Here is a 23,089-nt window from a genome sequence, read left to right on the forward strand (position 1 = left end):
GCATGCAACTGAATTCCACTGAAATCTCTGAACTGATCAAACAACGTATTGCTCAGTTTGAAGTTGTCAGTGAAGCTCGTAACGAAGGTACTATCGTGTCTGTTACCGATGGTATTATCCGGATCAATGGCCTTGCTGATTGTATGCAAGGTGAGATGATCGAGCTTCCTGGTAACCGTTACGCTATCGCACTGAACTTAGAGCGCAGCTCTGTAGGTGCCGTAGTCATGGGTCCATATGCGGACCTGCGTGAAGGTATCAAAGTAAAATCGACCGGCCGTATTTTAGAAGTACCGGTGGGTCCTGCGTTATTAGGTCGTGTGGTCAACACTTTAGGTGAGCCAATCGACGGTAAAGGTCCAATTGCAGCTACTGCATTTGCGCCGGTAGAAAAAATTGCACCAGGCGTTATCGACCGTCAATCGGTTGATCAGCCAATGCAAACTGGTTACAAATCAGTGGACGCGATGATCCCTATCGGTCGTGGCCAGCGCGAGCTGATCATCGGTGACCGTCAGACAGGTAAAACTGCCCTGGCCATCGACGCCATCATCAACCAGAAATCATCTGGCGTGAAATGTATCTACGTTTGTATCGGTCAGAAAGCTTCGACCATCGCTAACGTAGTACGTAAGCTGGAAGAACACGGCGCCCTTGCCCACACTATCGTGGTTGTTGCATCTGCTTCTGAAGCTGCTGCACTGCAATTCCTGGCACCATACTCTGGTTGTACCATGGGTGAATACTTCCGTGACCTCGGCGAAGATGCCCTGATCGTATACGACGACTTGTCTAAACAAGCTGTTGCTTACCGTCAAATCTCGTTGTTGTTACGCCGTCCACCAGGTCGTGAAGCTTACCCAGGCGACGTATTCTATCTCCATAGCCGTCTGTTAGAGCGTGCATCACGTGTTAACGACAACTATGTTGAGCGTCTGACCAACGGCGCAGTGAAAGGCAAAACCGGTTCTTTAACTGCGTTGCCAATCATTGAAACCCAGGGCGGTGACGTTTCTGCATTCGTACCAACGAACGTGATTTCAATCACTGACGGTCAGATCTTCTTAGAATCTAACCTGTTCAACGCCGGTATCCGTCCAGCAGTTAACGCTGGTATTTCGGTATCCCGGGTTGGTGGTGCGGCTCAGACCAAAATCATCAAGAAGCTCGGCGGTGGTATTCGTCTGGCATTAGCCCAATATTCTGAACTGGCAGCGTTTGCACAGTTTGCTTCTGACCTGGATGACGCGACCCGTGCGCAGTTAGACCATGGCCAGAAAGTAACTGAACTGATGAAACAGTTACAGTACGCGCCAATGGGCGTGGCTGATATGGGTGTGTCGATTTTCGCCATCGAAAAAGGCCACATGAAAGATGTTGAAGTTGCGAAAATTCTCGACTTCGAAGCGGCCCTGCTGGCTTACATGCACGCAGAGCACACCGCGTTCATGGCTGATCTGAACAAAACCGGTAACTACAACGACCAAATCGAAGCCACTCTTAAAGGCGCGATTGAGAAGTTTAAAGCGACTCAAACCTGGTAATCAGGGGTTGGCATCGGGTGGTGGCAACACCACCCTTCGTTGAAATTTTCGGAGATTAGTCATGGCCGGCGCAAAAGAGATAAAAAGTAAGATCGGGAGTATTAACAATACTCGTAAGATCACCAGCGCTATGGAAAAGGTTGCGGTCAGCAAAATGCGCAGAGCGCAAGAGCGGGTTGCACACAGCCGTCCATACGCTGAAGGTATGCGCAAAGTGATCGGTAATATCGCCAATGGTACCCTCGAGTATCGCCACCCGTTCTTAACCGAACGGCCGGTGAAAAACGTTGGTTACATTGTGATATCAACAGACCGGGGTCTTTGCGGCGGCTTGAATACCAACGAATTTAAACGTGTGATGATTGACCTTCGAACGTGGAAAGAACAAGGCGTGAATGCAGAGTTTGCCGTAATCGGTAACAAAGCGACGGCGTTCTTTAAACGTTTTGGCGGTAAAGTAGTTGCACAACAAGTGGGTTCAGGCGATACACCACGTTTGGCTGATGTGATTGGTACGGTCCGGGTCATGCTGAATGAATATTCAGAAGGCAAAATCGACCGCTTATTCCTGGTATATAACAACTTTGTCAATACCATGAAACAAGAGCCAGTCATTGAGCAACTCTTACCTTTGCCAAAAGCAGAGATGTCAGCCAGGAGTCATAGCTGGGACTACATTTACGAGCCAGATCCAAAAGCGATTTTAGACAAGCTATTGGACCGCTACGTTGAGTCTCAGGTTTATCAGGGTGTGGTTGAAAATGCTGCCAGCGAACAGGCAGCCCGGATGGTCGCGATGAAAGCCGCGACGGACAACGCCGGCAGCCTGATGGATGACTTGAAACTGGTTTACAACAAAGCCCGTCAAGCAGCAATTACGCAGGAACTGAGCGAAATCGTCGGCGGTGCCGCAGCTGTTTAACGCCCTGGTTTACAGGTTTGAGAAATTAGAGGAATTAACATGAGTCAAGGTAAGGTAGTCCAAATCATTGGCGCCGTTGTGGATATCGACTTTCCACAAGAATCGGTACCTGGGATCTATGACGCGTTAAACGTAACAAACGGCGATCTGGCTGGCTTAGTACTTGAAGTACAACAGCAGTTAGGTGGCGGAACTGTGCGTACCATCGCGTTAGGTTCAACCGACGGTCTGCGTCGTGGTACTGAAGTTGCCAACAGTGGCAAAGCAATTCACGTTCCGGTGGGCAAAGCCACACTGGGTCGGATCATGAACGTACTGGGCGAGCCAATCGACGAAGCTGGCCCTATCGGTGAAGAAGAGCGTATGCCAATTCACCGTGCAGCACCAAGCTACGAAGACCAGGCCGCTTCTAACGCATTGTTAGAAACCGGTATCAAGGTTATCGACTTGGTTTGCCCGTTCGCTAAAGGCGGTAAAGTAGGTCTGTTCGGTGGTGCCGGTGTAGGTAAAACCGTTAACATGATGGAACTGATCCGGAACATCGCCATCGAGCACAGCGGCTACTCAGTATTCGCCGGTGTAGGTGAGCGTACCCGTGAAGGTAACGACTTCTACCACGAAATGAACGACTCAAACGTTCTGGACAAAGTATCACTGGTCTACGGCCAGATGAACGAGCCGCCAGGCAACCGTTTACGTGTAGCACTGACCGGTCTGACCATGGCTGAGAAGTTCCGTGACGAAGGTCGTGACGTTCTGTTCTTCGTTGATAACATCTACCGTTATACCTTAGCCGGTACTGAAGTATCTGCACTGCTGGGCCGTATGCCATCAGCAGTAGGTTACCAGCCAACGCTGGCGGAAGAGATGGGTGTACTGCAAGAGCGGATCACCTCAACCAAAACTGGTTCTATCACTTCTGTACAAGCCGTTTACGTACCAGCGGATGACTTAACTGACCCATCACCAGCGACCACGTTCTCTCACTTGGACGCAACAGTGGTACTGAGCCGTAACATCGCATCTCTGGGTATTTACCCGGCGATCGACCCACTGGATTCTACTTCTCGTCAGTTAGATCCACTGGTTATCGGTAAAGAACACTATGAAGTGGCTCGTGGTGTGCAGTCAGTACTGCAACGTTACAAAGAGTTAAAAGACATCATCGCGATCCTGGGTATGGACGAACTGTCTGATGAAGACCGGACCACTGTATTCCGTGCTCGTAAAATCCAGCGTTTCCTGTCGCAGCCGTTCTTCGTTGCTGAAGTATTCACCGGTTCACCAGGTAAATACGTGCCGCTGAAAGAAACTATCCGTGGTTTCAAAGGCATTCTGGAAGGTGAATTTGATCACATGCCAGAACAAGCCTTCTACATGGTTGGTTCTATCGACGAAGCGATCGAAAAAGCGAAGAAGCTGTAATTTTACAGCTTTAGGAGAGCGAAATGGCGATGACAGTACAGTTAGACGTAGTAAGTGCTGAAGAGAAGATTTTCTCTGGCCTTGTTGAGTCTATACAGGTGACTGGTAGCGAAGGTGAGCTGGGTATTTTACCTGGTCACATTCCACTGCTGACCGGCATCAAGCCAGGTATGGTACGGATCGTAAAACAATTCGGCGAAGAGCATCTGATTTACGTAGCGGGCGGGGTACTTGAAGTACAACCTCATACGATTACAGTGCTGGCCGATGTGGCAGTCCGTGCCGAAGACCTGGACGAGCAAGCAGCGCTGGCCGCACAAAAAAGTGCGACCGAAGCAATGCAACACGCCGGCGCCGACTTCAACTACGCAGAAGCAGCGGCCCAGTTGGCCGAAGCAATTGCGCAGTTGCGTCTTATCCAGAAACTGCGCAAAAAGTAATTATTCAGTTACTTGTAAAGAACCACCTTCGGGTGGTTTTTTTTTGGATATTTCACGGTATTCCAGCGGTAATCGATATCGCTGACAAGGTAAAATGTTGTTTTACCTGCAAGTTCATAAAAACACTCATCGTGAAGACATAACGTTGCTCGTATGCAAGTGCTTCGTTGTCCAATCACAAAAATCCGCGAGTCGTTAAATTCCTCCAAGTCATAAAATCATTAAACGACAGTAAGCATATTTATTGTTATTATCTGGTTAATACAACATGTTTTGGCTGTGTTACTAGCGTTCAATACGATCTTGGTGTTGACCTGGAGCCAGCATTTGAATAAAAACATCTGCCAAATAATGCTTTTGCTGTGAGTTGAGTGGTTTGGATAATGAGTTTGCTAAATTTTGGTGGTTTTCGGCTAGATGTTGATGCACGGCGCATCTATAGCACGGATGGTGAGCTTGCTGTTGAACCCAAAGTCATCGAGGTGTTGTGTTATTTAATCGAACATCAAGATCGCTTTGTGCCGCTACAGGAATTGCATGCAGAAGTTTGGGTTGGCCGTGTGGTGACCGATACCGCGGTGCGACGCACGATCAGCAAACTACGCGCCTTACTTGGGGACACCGATCCTGAGACCCCACTGTATATTAAATCGCAGATGAAACGTGGTTATCAGTTTATTGGCCAACCTTTGCCAGCGCAGAGTTCGATAGCGGCTGCTGATACCAGCAACAATGAAGCTGTAAGTACCATAGCGGCTTCAATCCCCAACCCTTCAAGTGCGCAAACAGTCTCAAGCAAGCGCTGGTATTGGCTGGCGGCAGCCATGGTATTGATTTGCAGTGTATTGGCTTTCACCTTACTGCCCTTCACACCAAATAACCAAACATTCACCACCAAACCCTTAGTCAGCGTCGCCGGTGAAAAAATCTTTTTATCGGTGTCACCGAATGGGCGATACCACGCATTTACCGGGCGCTTAAACAAAACCGAAGGTTGGCAGCCTTATATCTATGATCGTCAGTTAGGTCACCTACAGAAAATCAAGTTGCCTTTTGAAGCTGCTTTTTCTTTTCTGTCTATTTTAGACAACGATACTTTGCTGATTTCAGCAAGTAACGGTGATGATGCATGGTTGGGCATCTATTCAATCACCAATCTGAACACTCCGGTGAAAATAATTAAACCTTCGGAGTTTATGGCGACTGGGCAGGCAGTGTCATTTCAGGGGAAGTTTGTTCTTGTGAACGCTTTAAAAAAAAGTGAAAAAAGTTGGGTGTATTATTTGTTGAATTTGGACACAGAGACTTTCACACAATTTACTTTTAGTTCGAGCTCGAATTCAAAAGATTATAATTTGGTGGTTTCACCTGATAAAAAGCACTTTGCGCAAATCCGAACTGACTCAGTCAATCAAGTACAAGTGTATCGACTTGCTGATAAAGAATTGATTTTTCAAGGTTTAATAGAAGTTAAGCAGTTGACCGGTGATGAGCTTAATTTAGCATGGCTCGACATTAATCGGTTGTTGATCAACACAGGTCACAAGACGAAACAATTTAATATTGTCAGCGGTACTCAAACTGAACTTTCCGGGACAGAACGCTTTGGCGCTTTGGCGCGGGATGCATCCGGGAAGGTGTTTGGTTTGCATAAATTGCCGCAGACCACCACTTTTTACCAGTTTAGTTGGGCAGAACCGGACTTTGCGAAGCGCTATTTTACCTTTCGCAAACCGCCAATGAGTCTGACTTACAGCAGAATGCCCGATTATCTTTGGTTGGTTGAACAGAATCAAAATAGCTATCAATTAAATCACTATCAACCAGATACCGGCGAGAAAAAAACCTATTACACCGCTAAAGAGTCATTCGAAGTGCTGGCTGAGGGGCACCAGTCACCTGAGTTACTGTTGTGGTCGAAACAAAAACAGTTACAGCTTCTGGATAGAGCCACAGGTCAAGTCATGCAAATTGCAGATGTGAACCAGAAGGTTGCTTTCGCGAGTTTTGCCACGGATGACAAAGACATTTTCTTCACTGAAAAAATTGGTAATGAATGGCACATCAATGTTTTTGACAGACAAACCATGACACAAAGAATTCTTTTTAAAGGATATCGGGTGTTTTTGCCTTGGCAGCAGCATTTTATTGCAGCTAATGATCAAGGACAGTTTTTCTTGTTGGATCGTGACTACCAAGTCGTAAAGCAGCTACAGCTAAAACTTGATTTCACCATCAGGTATCATATTGGCTTAAGGGGTCATCAACTCTTTGCCGCGAATCTTAGTTTAAATACGAATTGGCATTTCTTTACATTAGACCTGGTTTCTGACGACTATCAGCAGCATGTGGCATCGACATTGCCAATTAAAACCAAGTTTTCTTTTAGTTATGACGGTCAAACAGCCATCGCTATTGTAGAAAATCACCTCGACAGCCAATTGGTCGAGTTAAATTTTGACAGCAATTAACTTTAAGTAAGTGCAGAACCTGTTGTTGATGTAGTTAAACGAAACCAACATGATGAATATGACCTATCTGCTTTGACATGCTTTGGCAGTAAATTGAGTGACTTGAAAGATGGCTTTGCTAAATTTTGGTGGTTTTCGGCTGGATGTCGACGCGCGGCGGATCTACAGCACGGATGGTGAACTTGCTGTGGAACCTAAAGTCATCGAGGTGTTGTGTTATTTAATTCAGCATCGTGATCGCTTGGTGCCATTGGCAGAACTACATGCGGAAGTTTGGGCTGGCCGGATAGTGACCGATACTGCGGTGAGACGTACGATCAGCAAACTACGTGCCTTACTTGGCGATACCGATCCTGAGACCCCGCTGTATATCAAATCGCAGATGAAACGTGGTTATCAGTTTATTGGCGAGCCTGCCTCAACAGAAGTCTGGCATCCAGAACAACTTCACACAACCAACGCTACCTCTCATGACAACAATCAAGGTGCTGTAACCTTAGAAAAATCAACGTGGCCATTAGGTTCGGCCAAGGTCTGGTACCCCATCCTCGCCATTTTGATGTTCGTCGTCATTGCATTGGTTAGTCGGCAGTTCTTTAGTACTGAAAGCAAAAGCGATGTACTGAAATTTCAGTCACTTGTAAATATCGCCGGAGAAAAAGGTTTATTATCTGTATCCGATAACGGCAGGTTTCAGGCGTTTACCGGTCGACTGAATAAAACCGAAGGCTGGCAGTCTTATGTCTATGATCTTCAGTCTGGTCAATTACAAAAAATACATCGGCCCAAACATGCTGCTTTTCCAGTGGTGTCGATCGTGAACAACGATACTGTGTTGCTTTCAACTTCGGGGGATAACCAAGTCACGTTGTATTTATATTCGATATCCAACCTGAACACACCGGTTAAAATGATTCAATTAAAAGACTTTTATCAGATTGTTCAGGCAACCTCTTATCGAGACCAGGTTGTTTTGATTAACGGTCAAAAAATAGGTGAAAAAAATGTTCTTTATTATCTGCTTAATCTGGAGGAAGAAACGCTAGAACAGGTGACCTTCAGTTCAAGTCAAAACTCAGTTGATTTGTCTGCAGCCTATTCGCCTGATAAAAAACACTATGCTTTGATCCGCGCGGATACTGGTGTTCATGTTCAGGTTTACCGTACAGATAATAGAGAATTGCTCAGGCAAGAATCTTTTGAGCGCGGTCAGCTCTCGTTTGATGAAATGCATCTGTTATGGCTTAACAATGAGCAGTTGTTGTTCAACTATGGTGATAAATTAGAAGAGTTAAATGTTGTCAGCGGCATTAAATTGACAATACCAGCGTCGGAACGTTTTAGCGGATTTGGGCGAGATGTTGCTGGAAACCTGTTTGGGCTGCTAAAACGGCCGCAGAAAAAGAGCTTTTATCAGGTACAGTTTTCTGATCTGAATTCAATCCAACAATATTTTTCATTTCCCGGGCAGGCTGTCAGCCTGGACTACAGCCAGACATCGGAAAAACTATTGGCTAATAGAACAGGATCAAACAGGTTTTCAATTACATCACTATCATCCGGTTTCCGGTGATAAAAAACGCTACTTTGAAGCCTCGGAGCGGTTCAGTTTAGCTGCGGAAGGACATGATGGATCTTATTTGCTGCTATTCCATAAAAAACAGCTGAAGTTACTGGATAAAAACACTGGCGAGTTAACAGTCATTTCTGATGTTAATCAACGTGTTCGGTTTCCCGCCCCTGCAGCGGATGATAAGATTATTTTCTTTGCTGAACTCATTGGTGAGGATTGGCAGATCAATGCATTTAACAGAGAAACCAAGTCGCAAAGTCTTGTCGTCAAAGGTTATCGAGTGTTGCTGCCATGGCAGAAGCAATTTATTGCAGCGGATGCAAAAGGGGCGTTTTATCTGTTAGATAGCCAGTATCAATTAGTCAGGCAGCTACCACTGGAAATCGATCTGACTGCAAGACATCAAATCAATTTACGCGGTAATAAGTTAATTGTGGCTTACACCAACATCAATCATGCATCGAATTGGTCACTTGCAGAGTTGGACCTGGTGACTGACCACTTACAACTCCATCCAATTGAAAACTTGCCGGTTAAAACTGTTTTTTCTATTGATAAAGACGGTAGCGGCATCATTATTTCAGTTGGAAATGATCATGAAAGTCAGCTAGTTAAGTTTGGTTATAACTCTGGTTATAACTAAGTCTCTGCAAAGTCCCCTGAAGGTAACCCCCCAGTTATTGTGACTGAAGTTAGGTATGGATAGGCTGAAGCTGTTCGTTTGAGCAAGCTTCAACCTGAGGCATACCTGATGGAAAGTACAAGATGTTTTTTATAGTGGTGTTGGCATTGCTGTTGATTAATGTTGCGGTTGAAACTGCACCTTTTAACGACGCTAGCAATCTGCTCTGTGACTTGATGGTGTGGGAAGTTGAAGAAGCAACGCCCACTGCCCAGCTCACAGCGCAGCAAGCAACCTTAAGCAATGAGGCTGATCCGAACTGCATTCAAAGCACTGTTCAGATCAGCACCATGGGTGTTTGCCACCATAGATGACGCCAATCTCTGAACTTTATGTCTGTAAATGCAATTTACATAATTGGATGATCATGATGTTACGTTTTTTATTATCGATCACTGCTTTGTCAGTGAGTCTGAGCTGCCATGCCGGTTCGCTGCAAGAACAGCCGTTAAAAGCCTTAGAAACACCGCATTTTAAACTGTTTTACCCGGAAAATTTGGCAGCACTAGCCCAAAATGCCGCCAATGAACTGGAGAACAGCCAACAGTTGCTGGAGCAACATCAGCAACGGCGGCTCGTGAGCAAAGCTGAAGTGGTACTGTTTGATCCGAATAATGCACCGAATGGTTTTGCGTTACCACTCAGCCATCAACCAACCATGGCGTTATTTGCGACGCCGCCGCAGTCCGATATGGTTCTGCATCATATGACGGGTTGGATGCAGCTGGTGGCATTGCATGAATATGTGCATTTAGTCCATTTGGCGCAGCCCCATCGGCGGGAATGGCAAAATCAGGCTGGAAAATATATGCAATTTGCCGATTTGTTACGCCTACAAACGCCGCGTTGGGCTTCGGAAGGTTATGCCACTTTGTTAGAGTCGCGTCTGACTGGTTATGGCCGATTGTATAGTCATTTTGCTGAAGCCTGGTTGCAACAACTGGCATTAGAAGGCGCATTACCGGAGTACAACACCCTTAATTCAAGCAAGGGGCGTTATCAGGCGAGTGGTTTTGCCTATTTAGTCGGGAGCCGTTTTTTAGCATGGTTAGAGCAACAATATGGCAGCGCCCAATTAGATGCGGTTTGGACGCGACTGATCGCGAAAAAGTCCCGTACTTTTGAGCAAGCCTTTAGTGGGATCTATGGCGTTTCGCCGGCTAGTCTTTATCAGCGGTTTGCAGCTGAATATAGCTTTCAGGCGCTGCAACAACAGCGGCAATTACCGCCACTCACCGCACAGCTTTGGCATGACAGCAAAGGGCGGCAGCAAGCTCCCGCACTGAGCCCCGATCGGAAAATGTTAGCACTGATCGAAGAAGACAAAGCCGATTTGACCGAACTGGTGGTGCTTAGCACGGCAGAAAACAGCAAAGCCGCGGCAGAATTTGTGAAGGTGCAGCAAGAAATACAGCAAGCGGATCCTGCTGATATTACCGATGTCCAGCCTGCAGTGTTTCAGCGGGAAATTAAACATCGACTGGAACCGCGGAATCTTTCCAAAATAAGAGATCCCCGCTGGTTAGATAATCACAGCATCGTGTTTGGCGGCGACACCAAAGACGCGGATGGCATGATGCGGCAAGATCTTTATCGCTGGGATCTGCAAACGGGAGCGGTCACCGCTTTATCAACCGAACAAAATCTTCGCCGCTTTGATGTGAGTGCTGATGGTCGTTTTATTATTGCCGAGCGCAGTAAAGACGGTTTTGCCCAATTGGTCAGGTTGGACCTGGCCAGCGGCGTTTTGACCGAACTTACTGCCGCAGAATTAGAGCATGTCTATGATTTTCCAAGGCTCACGCCGGATCAACAACAATTTGCCGTGGTGCACTTTGTGCAGGGGCAAGGCTGGCAGTTGGAACTGCGTGCCAGTTCGGATGCCCGATTACTCGAGATGATTCCGCTGCCACAAGGCTATCAGTACCTGTCCTACCCGAGTTGGAGTCTGGATGGGAAGTCACTGTTTTATGTTGCGAGTCAGCACCATAGATTGAAACTGTATCAATATGATTTACAAAGTAAAAAATTAACAGAACACTCTTCGGGTGCTGAGATGATCCAAATGGTGCAACCAAGGTCCGATAACCGGTTATTGGCACAATTAGTTAATCAACAGGGTCCTGATTTATATGAAGTGACGCTGACTGAAGGACGTTTAGTGCCAAGCTCGGAACAGGTGTTGACGCCTGTAATCACCGAGAGTGCCGGGCAGAAACCCTGGCTGGTACCACAACAGAACCATAGCTCGATCGGCAGTGTCAGCGCACAAAGTCGCTATTTAGCGACCAAATCTAACAGCAGCGTGAACGCAGCAGCCTTGAATGCTAAATCCGCGTCTGAGGTTCGGGTGATTGACCATTTACAGATGCCACCACCACAACAGTACGACCAGGCACCTGTTGCGGCAAAGGTCACGGATTATGGCTTAGGCCCGCAACAAATGACGCTGGTATTGCATCAACACTATTCAACGACTAGCCCCGGCTCTACCGGAGTAGGTTTCAAGGGCGGGGATCTATTAAAGCGGGTCAGTTATCAGTGGGGTTACAGTAAAGATACCAGCCGGGACGGTTTTTCGGCTCATTTTGCGCAGGGGCGTTACCAGGCCTGGCCAATTAAAGTAGCACTCACTGTTGCTGATGTTGATTTGTCGTTGGCTCGGCAATCAGGATTTACCAGTGCCGCCGAACGCAGCGATGGCGGAGTACTCAGCTTCAGTTATCCATGGCAACAACAAGAGTTATCCCTGTCAGCTGAGATGCAATTACGTCAGTTAGATCAACACATTCTTACCGAAAATGGCGATTCATGGTTCAGTCCGGAACAATCCAGTTGGACATTTAATTTGCAGCAAGACTGGCACCATCAGCGGAATAGCTGGGCGGTGACCGTTGCAAACCAAGCCAGTTGGCATCAAAGCAGGTCCAGTGCGCAGCATGAAGGTTGGCGTGGTTTGGATGTCACAACCAGTGTTGGTGGTCGATATCAGGACATTAGTCTGCAGATGACCTACCTGGCTCAGCGTCGTTGGCAAACTGAAGCCTTGCTGCGATTAGGCGGGTATCTTCACCCAGCGCTACTTACCAGCTTAGATCCAAATCGGATCCCAGCCGAAGAATTAACTTTTCAGCAGCAGACAGGCCAAGACTATCAGCGGCTGGAACTGAGTCTTTCTGATCGAAGTTTGGAGCCATTGCAGTTTGTCTATCGCCGGCATGAATTTGCAAATCAGCCAACAATCGACAGTTACGGTATCAGCCTTAAAGGCAATATTGGTTTACCACTGGGGCCGGTGGCGCTCAATGATCTTCAGCTCCGTGCTGGCGTGTTTCGTGTCGAGCCTGCTCAAGGCCAATCCGATACGCGCGCCTGGTTAAGCGTTGATTATCAATTCTGATTTCCGGAAAAGGGGCTGTTGTGGAGTTTAAGATGGCTAAAATGATTGCTTTTTGCTTCCTCTGTGTCGTCGGTTGGGCCTGTTACCAGCTCTATCCAGCGGTAATTTATGTGACAACAGCTGATGAACAGATTGACTTCTACAGTGGCGAAAAAACCTTATATTTCTGGGTGTCGAATGAGCACCGCGAGTTGTTTCAGATTGGCAAAACTTATCAGTTAAAAGCAAATCAGCAGCATAAGCAGTTGGTACTTTCTACGGTCACTTTTGCTGAAATGAAGCCCGATTCACTTAAACTTGGGTTTCGACTTTTAAAGTCGGATAAATTTGCGGTGGAAGCGAATCAATATCAGATCACAGAAGTGCAGCTTGTTACTCAGCCTTAACAATACTCAGAGGTACTAGCTCAGATCAGCGAAGGGGCGGGCTGAATAGGCTACTGTTCAGTAAAACTTCAAACCGCCCCTGTTTTCTGTGGCGTTATCCATTAGAATAACTCACAAATTGTGAAAGGAGTTCTTTGATGGCGTTAAACGTAGTGATCCTGGCGGCCGGTAAAGGCACGCGAATGAAATCCGCTCTGCCGAAAGTGTTGCACAAAGTTGCTGAGCGTTCGATGGTGCAACATGTCATCGATACCGCCAACTCATTGGGCGCTGCCCAAATTAATCTGGTGTATGGCTATGGTGCCGAGCAACTTAAAGCTGGTTTAGGCGAACAGCCGCTGCACTGGGTGTTGCAAGCCGAACAACTGGGCACTGGTCACGCGGTGCAACAAGCAGTACCACATTTAGCTGATGACGATACGGTGCTGATTTTATACGGTGATGTGCCACTGACCCGCCAGGAAACGCTGGAAAAACTGCTGGCGGCGCGTCCGGCGCATGGTCTGGCGGTGTTAACCGTCATTCTGGATAACCCAAGCGGTTATGGCCGGATGGTACGTGAAAATGGTCTGGTGGTTGGTATTGTTGAGCAAAAAGATGCTACGCCGGAACAGCTGAAAATCAACGAAGTGAACAGCGGCATTATGGCGGTGCCTGGCAAACAGCTGAAACATTGGCTGGCCAACTTACAAAACAATAACGCCCAGGGCGAGTTTTATCTGACCGATATTATCGCCATGGCGCACCGTGATGGCGTGGAAATCGCCACCGCCCATCCTGCCGATCCAATCGAAACCGAAGGCGCCAATAACCGCGTGCAATTGGCGCAATTAGAACGCGCTTATCAAAAACGCAAAGCCGAAGAGTTGATGCTGAGTGGCGCTAATTTACGCGACCCGGCGCGCATCGACGTGCGCGGCGATGTAACAGTTGGCGCCGATGTGATGATCGACGTTAACGTTATTTTCGAAGGCAAAGTCATATTGGGCAACGGCGTAGTGATCGGTGCCAACTGTATCCTGAAAGACGTGACCATTGGCGACAACACCGAAATCAAACCAAACTCGATGCTGGAAAGCTCTGTCGTTGGCGCAGACTGCTCTGTTGGGCCTTATGCGCGGATCCGGCCAGATTCAGTGCTGTTGGATGACAGCCATGTTGGTAACTTTGTTGAGCTGAAAAAAACCACGCTTGGCAAAGGTTCCAAAGCCAATCACCTGGCGTATTTAGGTGATGCGGTCATCGGCAGCAAAGTGAATATTGGTGCCGGTACCATCACTTGTAATTACGATGGCGCCAACAAGTCTACAACCACCATTGAAGATGGCGTGTTTGTTGGTTCGAACAGTTCGCTGGTGGCGCCAATAACTTTGGGCCAGAACAGTACTATTGGTGCTGGTTCAGTGGTTACCGCCAGTGTCGCAGCTGATGAACTAGTTGTTGCGCGCTCAAAGCAGCGGCATATCACTGGCTGGAAACGCCCGGTGAAACAACCAAAATAATATCTTTTTGTGCTTTATCTGCAGCGATGCAGTCCATGTTGGCTGCATCGCGTCAATTCCACCGCTATATCCGGTTAAGCAGCAAGCGTTGTTGCAGACCCTTCGTCAGCTACAAGGAGTTGTGAAATGACCATTTCTCGTTTCTCGTCCCGTCAATCCAGCTATCGCCGTATTATTCGAAACAGCTGCATGATTGCGATCACCACGCTGTTATTGCAAGCACCGGCCTTTGCCGCCAGTTCAGTGTGGAAAATTTCCAAAGGCAGCGATGAGCTGTACCTGAGTGGTACCATCCACATGTTACCGCCAACTGCCTTTCCACTGCCGGCGGAATTTGAGCAAGCCTATACCAAGGCCGACGTGGTGGTGCTGGAAGCAAAGCTGCCGGATCCTGGTGATCAAAAAGCAGCCATGGCGATGATGGCAAAATTGTCGTACAGCAATGGCGATACTTTAAGTGAAAAATTAAGTCCGAAGGTGTTACAGGCGTTGGCCGATTATCTGAAAACTTTTAGCCTGACACCGCAGCAGTTTAATGCCTTTAAACCTGGTTTTGTCGTGATGCAAATTGCCATGCTGGAACTGCGCAAAGCGGGGATGGCGGGAGAAGGCGTCGATGCCTATTTTGTGAAAAAAGCCACCAGAGATGCAAAACCGCAGCACTATCTGGAAACGATGGAGTTTCAGTTGGATCTGATGGCAAGCATGGGCGCCGGGACAGAAGATCAATTTATGCTGGCAAATTTAAAACACGCCGATGAAACTGCGGAACTGTTGCGCCAGTCAATTACCGCCTGGCAGGTGGGTGACATCGCAGCACTGGAGCGGATTTTACTCAATGACGCCCGCGCTGACGATCCGGTATCCTATGAACTGTTGTTTACCAAGCGCAATCAGGATTGGGTTCCGAAAATTCAGCAGTTGTTTGGCAATAAGCAACGGGAGCTGATTTTAGTCGGCGCTGGTCATTTACCGGGTGAAGACGGTCTGCTGGCGTTGTTAAGCGCGGCGGGCTACCAGGTTGAGCATTTTGTCGCAACTGGCACCAAGTGATGACTGAGCTGGTGTTACAAAAACAATGGCTAAAAATCAGTGCAAAGAACGACAGGAGATCCAGTGTGCGAGCTCAATATCAGGCGTTAAGTAGTCGCTGGCACCTGGTGTTGGTCGTGCTGTTGTGTTTATTAAGTGCTGCTTGTCAGCACAGCAATCGATTGGCGCTCTTCAGCTTGAGCGAAGCCGAATTAAACCAGCAGCTGACGCGTACCCTGACCAACCTGTCGCGGGATGTCCGGGTCGCTGGCATCCCGCTGCAATTCAAAGTGAATACTTTGCAGGCGGTGATTGCGCCCGATGGACAGCCACTCATTCAGCTCTCGCTGCAAACGGATGCGCAGGCACAATTAGCCATGTTAAAAATGCCGATGCAACTGGCGTTAACTTTGCGCGCTGAGCCCTATTTTGACCAAACACGACAAGCGGTTTATTTACGACAATTTCAGGTGGTCAAATCTGAGCTGGCAGCAGGACGCTGGCAAGGCAAGCTGAAACCGTTAAATCGTGAAATTGCACAGCTGCTGCAGCGATTGTTGGCAGAGCAGCCGGTGTATCGGTTAGATCCGCAGAAGTTAAGTCACAGAGCGCTGCTGAATATCCCGTTGGCACTACAAGTAACACCGGGGAAATTGGTATTGTCACCGGCTTATCAGTGAGTAGGTCGAGAGAGGCGGAGTCGCTCTTTTGCAAACAGTACTGACATCAAACGAACAGCATCAAACAAACTGGCATTAAAAGAACTAACGCCAGGTGTTTATTCGTCCGCGCTTGTAGTCTGTATTTAAGGTGCTGCCAACTGTCGTGCCACTTCCTGCAACACCGCTTCGTGGGATAACTGCAGTTGCCGCGCCGCCTGGATCAGTTGCTGCAGCTGCGGTTGAATTCTTAGCAGCCTTTTTGTTTCATCTTCTGTGGGTCGCTCTGAGCTCGCGACCGTCATCGGTTTGCCGCGCTGGCGCTCTAGTAACCCTTCGGCTTCGAGCAAACTGTAAGCTTTGGAAATGGTCATCGGGTTAATGGCGTTATTATTGGCCAGTTCACGCACCGAAGGCATTTCGGTGCCTGGTTGTAACTGGCCACTGGCAATCAGACGTCGTATTTGTTCGACTAATTGCCGGTAAATCGGCTCGCCGGCGTTCGGGTTTAAAATAAACATCGGACCTCCAGACTACAGCAATTGCCGCGGTTTTAATTGCGCGTAATCCAGTTTCAGCCAGTAGGCCTTGCCGTACCGACGTAGCGGATAAACCGGCAACAGCAAAGCCAGACTCGCCAGATAAATGAAGTTCGGTTTGGCCCACAGAAAATCCATTGCTATAAGCAGTGCCAACAGTAACAACAGATTGGCGCTGATACTCCACCAGAAATGTTGCCCGGCCAAGGCGAAAATCAGATAACAGAGCAATAAGGTTGCACTGATCCCATAACAAAGCAGCGGCACGATCATTGGGTAAGGTAACAGTAGCAACATCAGGCATAGCGTCATGGCTGTATAGGCCGCCAGCTCCTGAAAAAACACCCGTTCGGCAAAACCATACATGCTCTGGCGGGCTCCTCCCAGAAACAACCAGCAACGACCCAGTCGCTGTGACGATTTTTGCTGCTGTGCACAAAGAGTAAATAGCGGGCAAAGCGTTAATAACACTAGAAATACGTGTTCAGTCCATAATTTTGACGACGGCTTGTCCGGAGTGCCAAACAGGATGCTTAAGAGCCAAAAAGTTACCGGAGCCAGCCAGGTGGCCCAGGTCGCCCGAACCATCGATGCAACCCAGCTATCTCCGTCACCAAGCAACAAGGTGCCGGTAAGACTTGCCGGACGACGGGTTAAACGCATCAGCCACGGAATTTCAATGCCATACAATGCAAATACCGATGTACGTTTCACATCACCACCGATGCGTTGCGCCGCATGTAACCAGCGGTACTTCATCCAGAGCCACATCAAAGTTGTCATCATGATGACCAGACCGGCAAACCATCCTGATGAGCGATGCTCCACCAGCCAGCTGCGGCTGTCCGGTCGCATGGCAATGACCATCAGCAAAACAATTTCTGCCAGCAATGGCCACAAATGCCTGACATAAATCGTTGGGAGCATCACCAGGCTGAAGAGAAACGCCACATAATGCAGATGAAACCACCGCGGAGACTCTGAATTTAAATTAATACCGGTGATAAGCAGCAGCCATAGCACCAATAAAATCAGCAGCAGTGTCAGCACTGAGGGTTTAAAATCTGGCAACAACAGCCAGCTTTTTTTGCTAGTTAAATTATTGATTTGGATTGGAATGCTGAGGTGGAGGCTTAGTAATCCGACGATACCGGTGATGGTTGGCAGGATTTCCTCGATGAGCATGCCTGTCACAAACAGCCCAATCGCCAGCACCCAGGCCATGCCCAGCCAACGGCTTGGCCAGAAGACCGCCTGCGTTACTGCGAGCAGTGGTTGCCATGGCAAAGTACCTGCCAGCTTGCGACCGACCAGCGGTATGCTAAGGCTTTTGATCATCGGTTGAGCTCCAGGAAAATCTCTTCCAGCGATAAATATTCAACTTGCATTGCCGGATAGGTAGCTTGCAGCGTTGCCAGTTGTTGCGGCTGCCAGTGTTGCACCGTTAAGGTGGTGCTGTTGCCTAATTGCTGGCGACGCACCAACGTCAGGTCTTTAGGGACTTCAGGGAGACTTTGCGGGAAATGCAGCCGAACCACCGATTCTTTCAGGTCATCCAGCGGCCCCTGAAACGCCAACTCACCATTTTTCAGCAGCCACACCTGATTGGCGATACGCTCCATATCCGAGACGATATGTGACGAGAAGATAATGGCGCGTTGTTGCTCGGCGGCAATGTCGATGAGTTCTGCTAAAAACTGCCTGCGGGCCATTGGGTCGAGGCTGGCGACGGGCTCATCCAGGATCAGCAATTCCGGTTGATGGCAAAGTGCCAACACAATCGATAATTTTTGTCGTTGGCCTTGCGACATTTTACTGATCCGGGTCGTCAGCGGGATTTTCCAGCTGTCGACCAACCGATCACAACAAGCTTGATCCCAGTCCGGTCTGAATTTACTGAATAGTTTAAGGTGCTCGGCGCCGGTTAGTTGTTCCAGCAATTCGTCCTGTTGTGGCACAAAACCAATTTTTTGTTTTTGTTGCTGCGTCAACGCAATACTGGGGGTTTGCCATAAGGTGATTTCACCACTATCCGGTACGCCAAAACCGAGAATGGTATGGAGCAAGGTCGATTTACCTGCGCCATTTTTTCCCAGCAACGCCACGACGTCACCACGCTGAATGTGCGCTGTTAAACCATTCAGTACTTTATGTTGATCAAATTTGCGTACCAGCGCGTCCATAGCAATTATCACTTGTTGATCCTTGTGTTTTCCAGAGTGGTGTATTGATACAGTAATACACTTGCTAAGCATAGATCAAGTAGCCATGCGGGTTTTATCTCTTCATCTTTGATGAATTTGGCTGTGATCACGCAAGGTTGCAGTTAACCGGTAGATTGCGGGTGCTGCTAGCGAGGTAAAAGGACAAATGATTGCTGTTGTGACGGCCACGTTGCGCTGCGTGACCGTAGGAGGTTGTGGCTATCGGTTGTTACAATTTCACGTTGGCTGCATTGCTGGTCAGACTGCTAAGCACCAGTTGCAGCGACACCGGTTGCTGCCACACCAGTTGATGAAATTTATCTTCCAGCGGTGCCAATAACGGACTACACAACAGCAGGAACAGGCACAACAACGCCAGTAAGCGGCATAATTGCCAGCCAGAAGGCAGGACAATCAGTTCATGTTGGTCAAAATCCTTCATTTTGGAGCTCCGGCAAATCTTAGTACTGATAAGTTGTTCGTTGTTGCTGATTGGTCGCAGTCACTTCGCAAAAAGTTTAAGCCTTTTGTCAAAAAATCGTAGGTGTAGGTGATAACAGGTTGAAATTACGCGCTGACCGGTTAAAAAGTTCAGGCTAGTGGTCAGTTCCAATGTCTGGCGAATGGCCAGCTATACCGTTATTTCAGCGTGTGCTAATCCGTCTTGCCATCCAGCTGATATTTCTCCAGCCGGTACAAAAATGCTTTGTAATTAAGTTGCAGCAACCGCGCCGCTTTGGTGCGGTTACCTTCACAAAGCTGCAACGCCTGTTCCAGACAACTGCGCTCCAGCGCTTCAAAATGAATACCGGCTGCTGGCAACACAAAACCTTCGCTGCTGCTCAGCGCTGTTTTTTGGCTGGCGGTGGGTTGCAGATCCGCCAGCAGTTCCTGCTCGTCCTGCAGCAGTACAAAACGCTCGATTTTGTTGCTTAACTCCCGCACGTTGCCCGGCCACGGATATTCAATCAGTGCTTTTAGGGCCGTTTTGGACAGCGGCGGCAGCTGTAACCGATAGCGTTGTTGCTGTAGCTGCATAAAGTGCTGAATCAATTTGGGAATATCTTCTGTACGCTCGCGCAGCGCCGGCATATGCACCGGCACCACATTCAGCCGGTAGAACAAATCCTGACGAAAGCGCCCTTCGGCAACACCTGTGGCCAAATCCTGGTGGCTGGCAGCGATGATCCGCACATCCAGTTTAATTTCCTGATGACTGCCCAGCCGGGTTACACGGCCTTCCTGTAATAACCGCAACAGTTTTGACTGAAGTGGCAACGGCAGTTCAGCGATTTCATCCAGAAACACTGTGCCACCCTGGGCTGCTTCAAACTTACCGGCTTTACTTTGGGTGGCGCCGGTGTAAGCGCCTTTTTCCGCGCCAAAGAGTTCAGCTTCGGCCAAAGTTTCTGGAATAGCACCACAGTTGATGGCGATAAAAGGCCGGTCGCGCCTGGGTGATAGCTGATGTAATGCCCGGGCCGCCAGCTCTTTGCCGGTGCCGCTTTCGCCGCTGATCAGCACCGTGACATCACTGCCGGCTACTCTGGAAATCCGCTGAAACAACTGCTGCATACAAGGGGCATGACCAATCAACTCGACTAACTGTTGTTGCTCACCTAATTGTGCTGTCAGTTGTAAATTCTGCTGGCGCAGGTGACGGGCGCGCAGCCCTTTGCTGATTGCCAGTAGCAATTCCTGGCGCTTAAATGGCTTTGGCAAATAATCATCGGCACCTGCGTGAATAGCTTCCACCGCATGACTGACCGAGCCATATGCCGTTGCCACCACAAATGCGACGGCTGGCAGCTGCTGGCGGACATATTGCAACACCTGCAAGCCCGTGCCGGTACCCAGTTTCCAGTCACATAACACCAGCGCGATAGCGGGTTGTGCTTTGAGGGTCAGAATGGCACTTTCCACGCTGTCGGCCTGATGCAGCAGATAACCTTCGGTGCTGAGCAACTGACAAATCAGTTCTCGCTGACTATGGTCGTCTTCAACCACTAACAGTTGCAGATTCATCGGGTGGCTCCTGCTGCAGAACAGATATGCAAAGTGGCGATACAACCACCGTTTTCTGCCTGATGCAATTCAACACTGCCCTGATAGTAGCGTTGCAGCAGACGTTGACACAGATACAAGCCCATTCCCGCGCCCTCGGCTTTGCTACTGATATGCGGCTGGAACAGAGCAGCTGCGATATCTGGTGCCAGGCCTGAGCCTTGATCATGCACATTCAGCACGGCGCCACCCTGCATTTTACTCAGGCTGATTTGCACTAAACCACCTGCTGGGCTCGCTTCAACGGCATTACTGATCACGGCATGGCAGATACTGCGCAGCTCGGTTTCTGCACCATGGATTGCCAGATCTTCCGGCAGATGCAGTTCAATTTTCACCGGCTGGTTTGAGAATTCCAGCGTGATGTCTTTCAGCACCAGCGGTAAGGATACCGGCTGACTGCGATCAACACCTTCACAGCTTAACGTTAACAGCGCAGTCAGGGTGCGGTTGATATGCTGCATTTTTTGTTCAATCAGTTTTTGTAACGCCTGCTGCTCGGGCGCCTGTTGCGGTAGTTGTTCCAGTGCCAGTGCCATAGTGTGAATTGGATTTCGCAGTGCATGCACCAGGCCGCGGCTGATTTCACCAAGTTCAGCCAACTGCTGTTGCTGTTGCATCTGTTCACGTTGTTGTGCCAACTCGTCCAGCTGCCGGCTGGCATGGTTAAACTGCTCCAGCACATACTGATATTCGGTCAAGGTTGATTGCTGCGGCAACTGCACCGAACTTTCACCAGCGGCTAACCGCCGAAACCCCTGCACCAACAATTGCAATGGTGCGATCAGCCGGTAGCCCAGCCATAACACCAGCATTAACGCCAGCGCAATGGTGACCGCTAGTGCCATCACCTGATAAGCCAGATATTTTTGCAGCAGTTGCGCGCTGCTGTCATTTCGTTCCAGTTTAAATTGCTGAACCCATTGCGCGCTGCCAGGCCGATCGGTTTTCAGTTCAACCAGAATTTGTTCCAGCTCTTGCTGCATCACACCGGGTAAGGCGTCAGTTGGTGGTGTATTCAGTCGGATCACTTTGACCCGTTTATTGGTTGCATGTTCCGGGTCCGGTTTTGTGGTCGTTGCCTCAACCTCTTCGTCAGTGCTAAAGACAAAACTTTGCCCTTCAGCACTAATGTTATGAGTGACCAGTTGCAGTTTTTCCGCAGTTCGAGCCAAGACTAACTTACTCAGCTCGCCACTTTGAGTGGTCAATTGTTGCTGCAATTGTTGCTGGAACCACCATAAAGTGCCCAGTTGCCCGACCGTCATCAGGGTAAAAATGCCACATAACCCCAGTCCCAGTGCTTTTTGAATTTTCATCCTGACTTCCCGGTTCATCTGCAATCCCAGAATGGTTGCAGCTGCTGAGATGGCATACTCAAATTTAATGCCAACCATAGTCTTGTTAAAATATCGGTTAAATTTGAAGAAGTTACAAGAATTGCTTGATGCTATGACCGCACCGGAACAGAAAAAATGCCCATATCAGGAAGCTATTATCCTGATATCAGGATATTTCGGAGAGGCTCAAGGTCGCAGAGTTTTATGTGATTGATATTTAAAGATAAAAATTATGGCATCAATCTTTCAATACTCAGCACACTGACAGTGTTGCAACAAGCCGCACTGCGGTATCAGTTCCAACAGAAGGAAAAAAACATGAATAAAACAACCAAATTGATTTTCCCTTTGCTGTTCAGTGCGCTGCTCGCAGCAGGTTGCGCTCAGGCTGTTGCAGCAAAACCGGCTGAGACTCAAACAGCTGAAACCCAGACTCCAAAATCTCAGACAACAGACATCCAGCTGAAAAAAACCAACAAATTCACCAAACTGGTGCTGGTCACCAATGGCAATGCACAGACGTTTGATTGGTCTGCCGCTGATTTGGCGGATCCGGCCTCGATGGAAAAAGCACTGGCAGAAGTACCGGAAGCTGAACGTGAAAACATCAAAAAACTGTTATCGCAGATGAAAGAAGGCAACGGTCTGCAATTGGTCACAGAAGGAGATCACAAGGTGATGGTCCATCATCTGGGGTCGGATGCTGATGGTGTCAAAGTGCTGACCAACAAAAAAGTGATTATGCACAAAATCGGCGGTGGTGATGGCTCAGAGTTTTCACTGCTGAAATCGCTGCTCACAAATGCCAAGCTCAGCAAAGAGCAGTTGCAGGAATTGCAAAAATTGCTGGATAGTAAGTACTAACCGCAAAAAAGGTGTGTCCACAACCGCGCACCAGCCACCCGA

Annotated in this window: 20 protein-coding genes; 14 read left to right on the forward strand and 6 right to left on the reverse strand. The window is 48.5% G+C overall.

What is annotated here, in order from left to right; all coding sequences use genetic code 11:
• The first annotated feature begins 2 nt into the window (after positions 1-2).
• The 13 genes from atpA to A5320_RS20040 all read left to right on the forward strand — a co-directional run bounded on the left by atpA (position 3) and on the right by A5320_RS20040 (position 16,057).
• The gene (atpA, locus tag A5320_RS19980) at positions 3-1,544 is read left to right on the forward strand and encodes a F0F1 ATP synthase subunit alpha (protein WP_068069453.1); all 1,542 of its coding nucleotides are present in this window, start codon (positions 3-5) and stop codon (positions 1,542-1,544) included.
• Between the two features lie 61 nt (positions 1,545-1,605).
• Positions 1,606-2,466: a F0F1 ATP synthase subunit gamma gene (atpG, locus tag A5320_RS19985; RefSeq protein WP_068069456.1), complete on the forward strand. Its 861-nt coding sequence runs from the start codon at positions 1,606-1,608 to the stop codon at positions 2,464-2,466.
• 39 nt (positions 2,467-2,505) lie between these two features.
• Positions 2,506-3,891 carry a F0F1 ATP synthase subunit beta gene (gene atpD, locus A5320_RS19990; protein WP_068069458.1) on the forward strand — a complete coding sequence of 462 codons (1,386 nt, stop codon included), beginning with the start codon at positions 2,506-2,508 and terminating at the stop codon, positions 3,889-3,891.
• Positions 3,892-3,914: 23 nt separating this feature from the next.
• Positions 3,915-4,331: a F0F1 ATP synthase subunit epsilon gene (locus A5320_RS19995; protein ID WP_068069462.1), complete on the forward strand. Its 417-nt coding sequence runs from the start codon at positions 3,915-3,917 to the stop codon at positions 4,329-4,331.
• A 383-nt stretch (positions 4,332-4,714) separates the two neighbouring features.
• Positions 4,715-6,802, forward strand: a complete 2,088-nt coding sequence (locus A5320_RS20000; protein WP_068069466.1) for a winged helix-turn-helix domain-containing protein — start codon at positions 4,715-4,717, stop codon at positions 6,800-6,802.
• Between the two features lie 109 nt (positions 6,803-6,911).
• Complete coding sequence (locus A5320_RS20005) at positions 6,912-8,375, forward strand: transcriptional regulator (RefSeq protein ID WP_068069469.1); 1,464 nt, start codon at positions 6,912-6,914, stop codon at positions 8,373-8,375.
• A gap of 67 nt (positions 8,376-8,442) precedes the next feature.
• Positions 8,443-9,018: a hypothetical protein gene (locus A5320_RS20010; protein ID WP_068069471.1), complete on the forward strand. Its 576-nt coding sequence runs from the start codon at positions 8,443-8,445 to the stop codon at positions 9,016-9,018.
• Positions 9,019-9,140: 122 nt separating this feature from the next.
• A complete protein-coding gene (locus A5320_RS20015) occupies positions 9,141-9,371 on the forward strand; it encodes a hypothetical protein (RefSeq protein ID WP_068069473.1) in 231 nt (76 codons plus the stop codon).
• 56 nt (positions 9,372-9,427) lie between these two features.
• Entirely contained in the window at positions 9,428-12,457 is a 3,030-nt protein-coding gene (locus A5320_RS20020) for a TolB family protein (RefSeq protein ID WP_197490217.1), read from the forward strand.
• Between the two features lie 32 nt (positions 12,458-12,489).
• The gene (locus A5320_RS20025) at positions 12,490-12,843 is read left to right on the forward strand and encodes a hypothetical protein (protein WP_068069477.1); all 354 of its coding nucleotides are present in this window, start codon (positions 12,490-12,492) and stop codon (positions 12,841-12,843) included.
• A gap of 137 nt (positions 12,844-12,980) precedes the next feature.
• Positions 12,981-14,345: a bifunctional UDP-N-acetylglucosamine diphosphorylase/glucosamine-1-phosphate N-acetyltransferase GlmU gene (gene glmU / locus A5320_RS20030; RefSeq protein ID WP_068069483.1), complete on the forward strand. Its 1,365-nt coding sequence runs from the start codon at positions 12,981-12,983 to the stop codon at positions 14,343-14,345.
• A gap of 126 nt (positions 14,346-14,471) precedes the next feature.
• Positions 14,472-15,398, forward strand: coding sequence for a TraB/GumN family protein (locus A5320_RS20035; protein WP_068069485.1), 927 nt, complete (start codon positions 14,472-14,474; stop codon positions 15,396-15,398).
• 65 nt (positions 15,399-15,463) lie between these two features.
• Complete coding sequence (locus tag A5320_RS20040) at positions 15,464-16,057, forward strand: DUF1439 domain-containing protein (protein WP_197490219.1); 594 nt, start codon at positions 15,464-15,466, stop codon at positions 16,055-16,057.
• A 125-nt stretch (positions 16,058-16,182) separates the two neighbouring features.
• On the opposite strand, the gene A5320_RS20045 is transcribed toward A5320_RS20040, so the two are convergent.
• From A5320_RS20045 to A5320_RS20070, 6 genes are all read right to left on the reverse strand, one after another.
• Positions 16,183-16,557 (reverse strand): GntR family transcriptional regulator, encoded by a 375-nt coding sequence (locus A5320_RS20045; protein ID WP_068069491.1) that lies wholly within the window; start codon positions 16,555-16,557, stop codon positions 16,183-16,185.
• 12 nt (positions 16,558-16,569) lie between these two features.
• The gene (locus tag A5320_RS20050) at positions 16,570-17,913 is read right to left on the reverse strand and encodes a hypothetical protein (protein WP_068069492.1); all 1,344 of its coding nucleotides are present in this window, start codon (positions 17,911-17,913) and stop codon (positions 16,570-16,572) included.
• Complete coding sequence (locus tag A5320_RS20055; RefSeq protein ID WP_231916796.1) at positions 17,910-18,770, reverse strand: ABC transporter ATP-binding protein; 861 nt, start codon at positions 18,768-18,770, stop codon at positions 17,910-17,912. The genes A5320_RS20050 and A5320_RS20055 overlap by 4 nt, the downstream gene beginning before the upstream one ends.
• 238 nt (positions 18,771-19,008) lie before the next feature.
• On the reverse strand, positions 19,009-19,221 hold the full coding sequence (locus A5320_RS20060; RefSeq protein WP_068069496.1) for a hypothetical protein: 213 nt from the start codon (positions 19,219-19,221) through the stop codon (positions 19,009-19,011).
• Between the two features lie 212 nt (positions 19,222-19,433).
• Positions 19,434-20,804 carry a sigma-54-dependent transcriptional regulator gene (locus A5320_RS20065; RefSeq protein ID WP_068069498.1) on the reverse strand — a complete coding sequence of 457 codons (1,371 nt, stop codon included), beginning with the start codon at positions 20,802-20,804 and terminating at the stop codon, positions 19,434-19,436.
• Complete coding sequence (locus tag A5320_RS20070) at positions 20,801-22,162, reverse strand: sensor histidine kinase (protein ID WP_068069677.1); 1,362 nt, start codon at positions 22,160-22,162, stop codon at positions 20,801-20,803. Before A5320_RS20070 ends, A5320_RS20065 begins: the two co-directional genes overlap by 4 nt.
• 339 nt (positions 22,163-22,501) lie before the next feature.
• On the opposite strand from A5320_RS20070, the gene A5320_RS20080 reads away from it, so the two are divergent.
• Positions 22,502-23,047 carry a hypothetical protein gene (locus tag A5320_RS20080; protein ID WP_157606138.1) on the forward strand — a complete coding sequence of 182 codons (546 nt, stop codon included), beginning with the start codon at positions 22,502-22,504 and terminating at the stop codon, positions 23,045-23,047.
• The last annotated feature ends 42 nt before the right edge of the window (positions 23,048-23,089 follow it).

Source organism: Rheinheimera sp. SA_1 (genome assembly GCF_001669775.1).
Classification (GTDB): Bacteria; Pseudomonadota; Gammaproteobacteria; order Enterobacterales; family Alteromonadaceae; genus Pararheinheimera.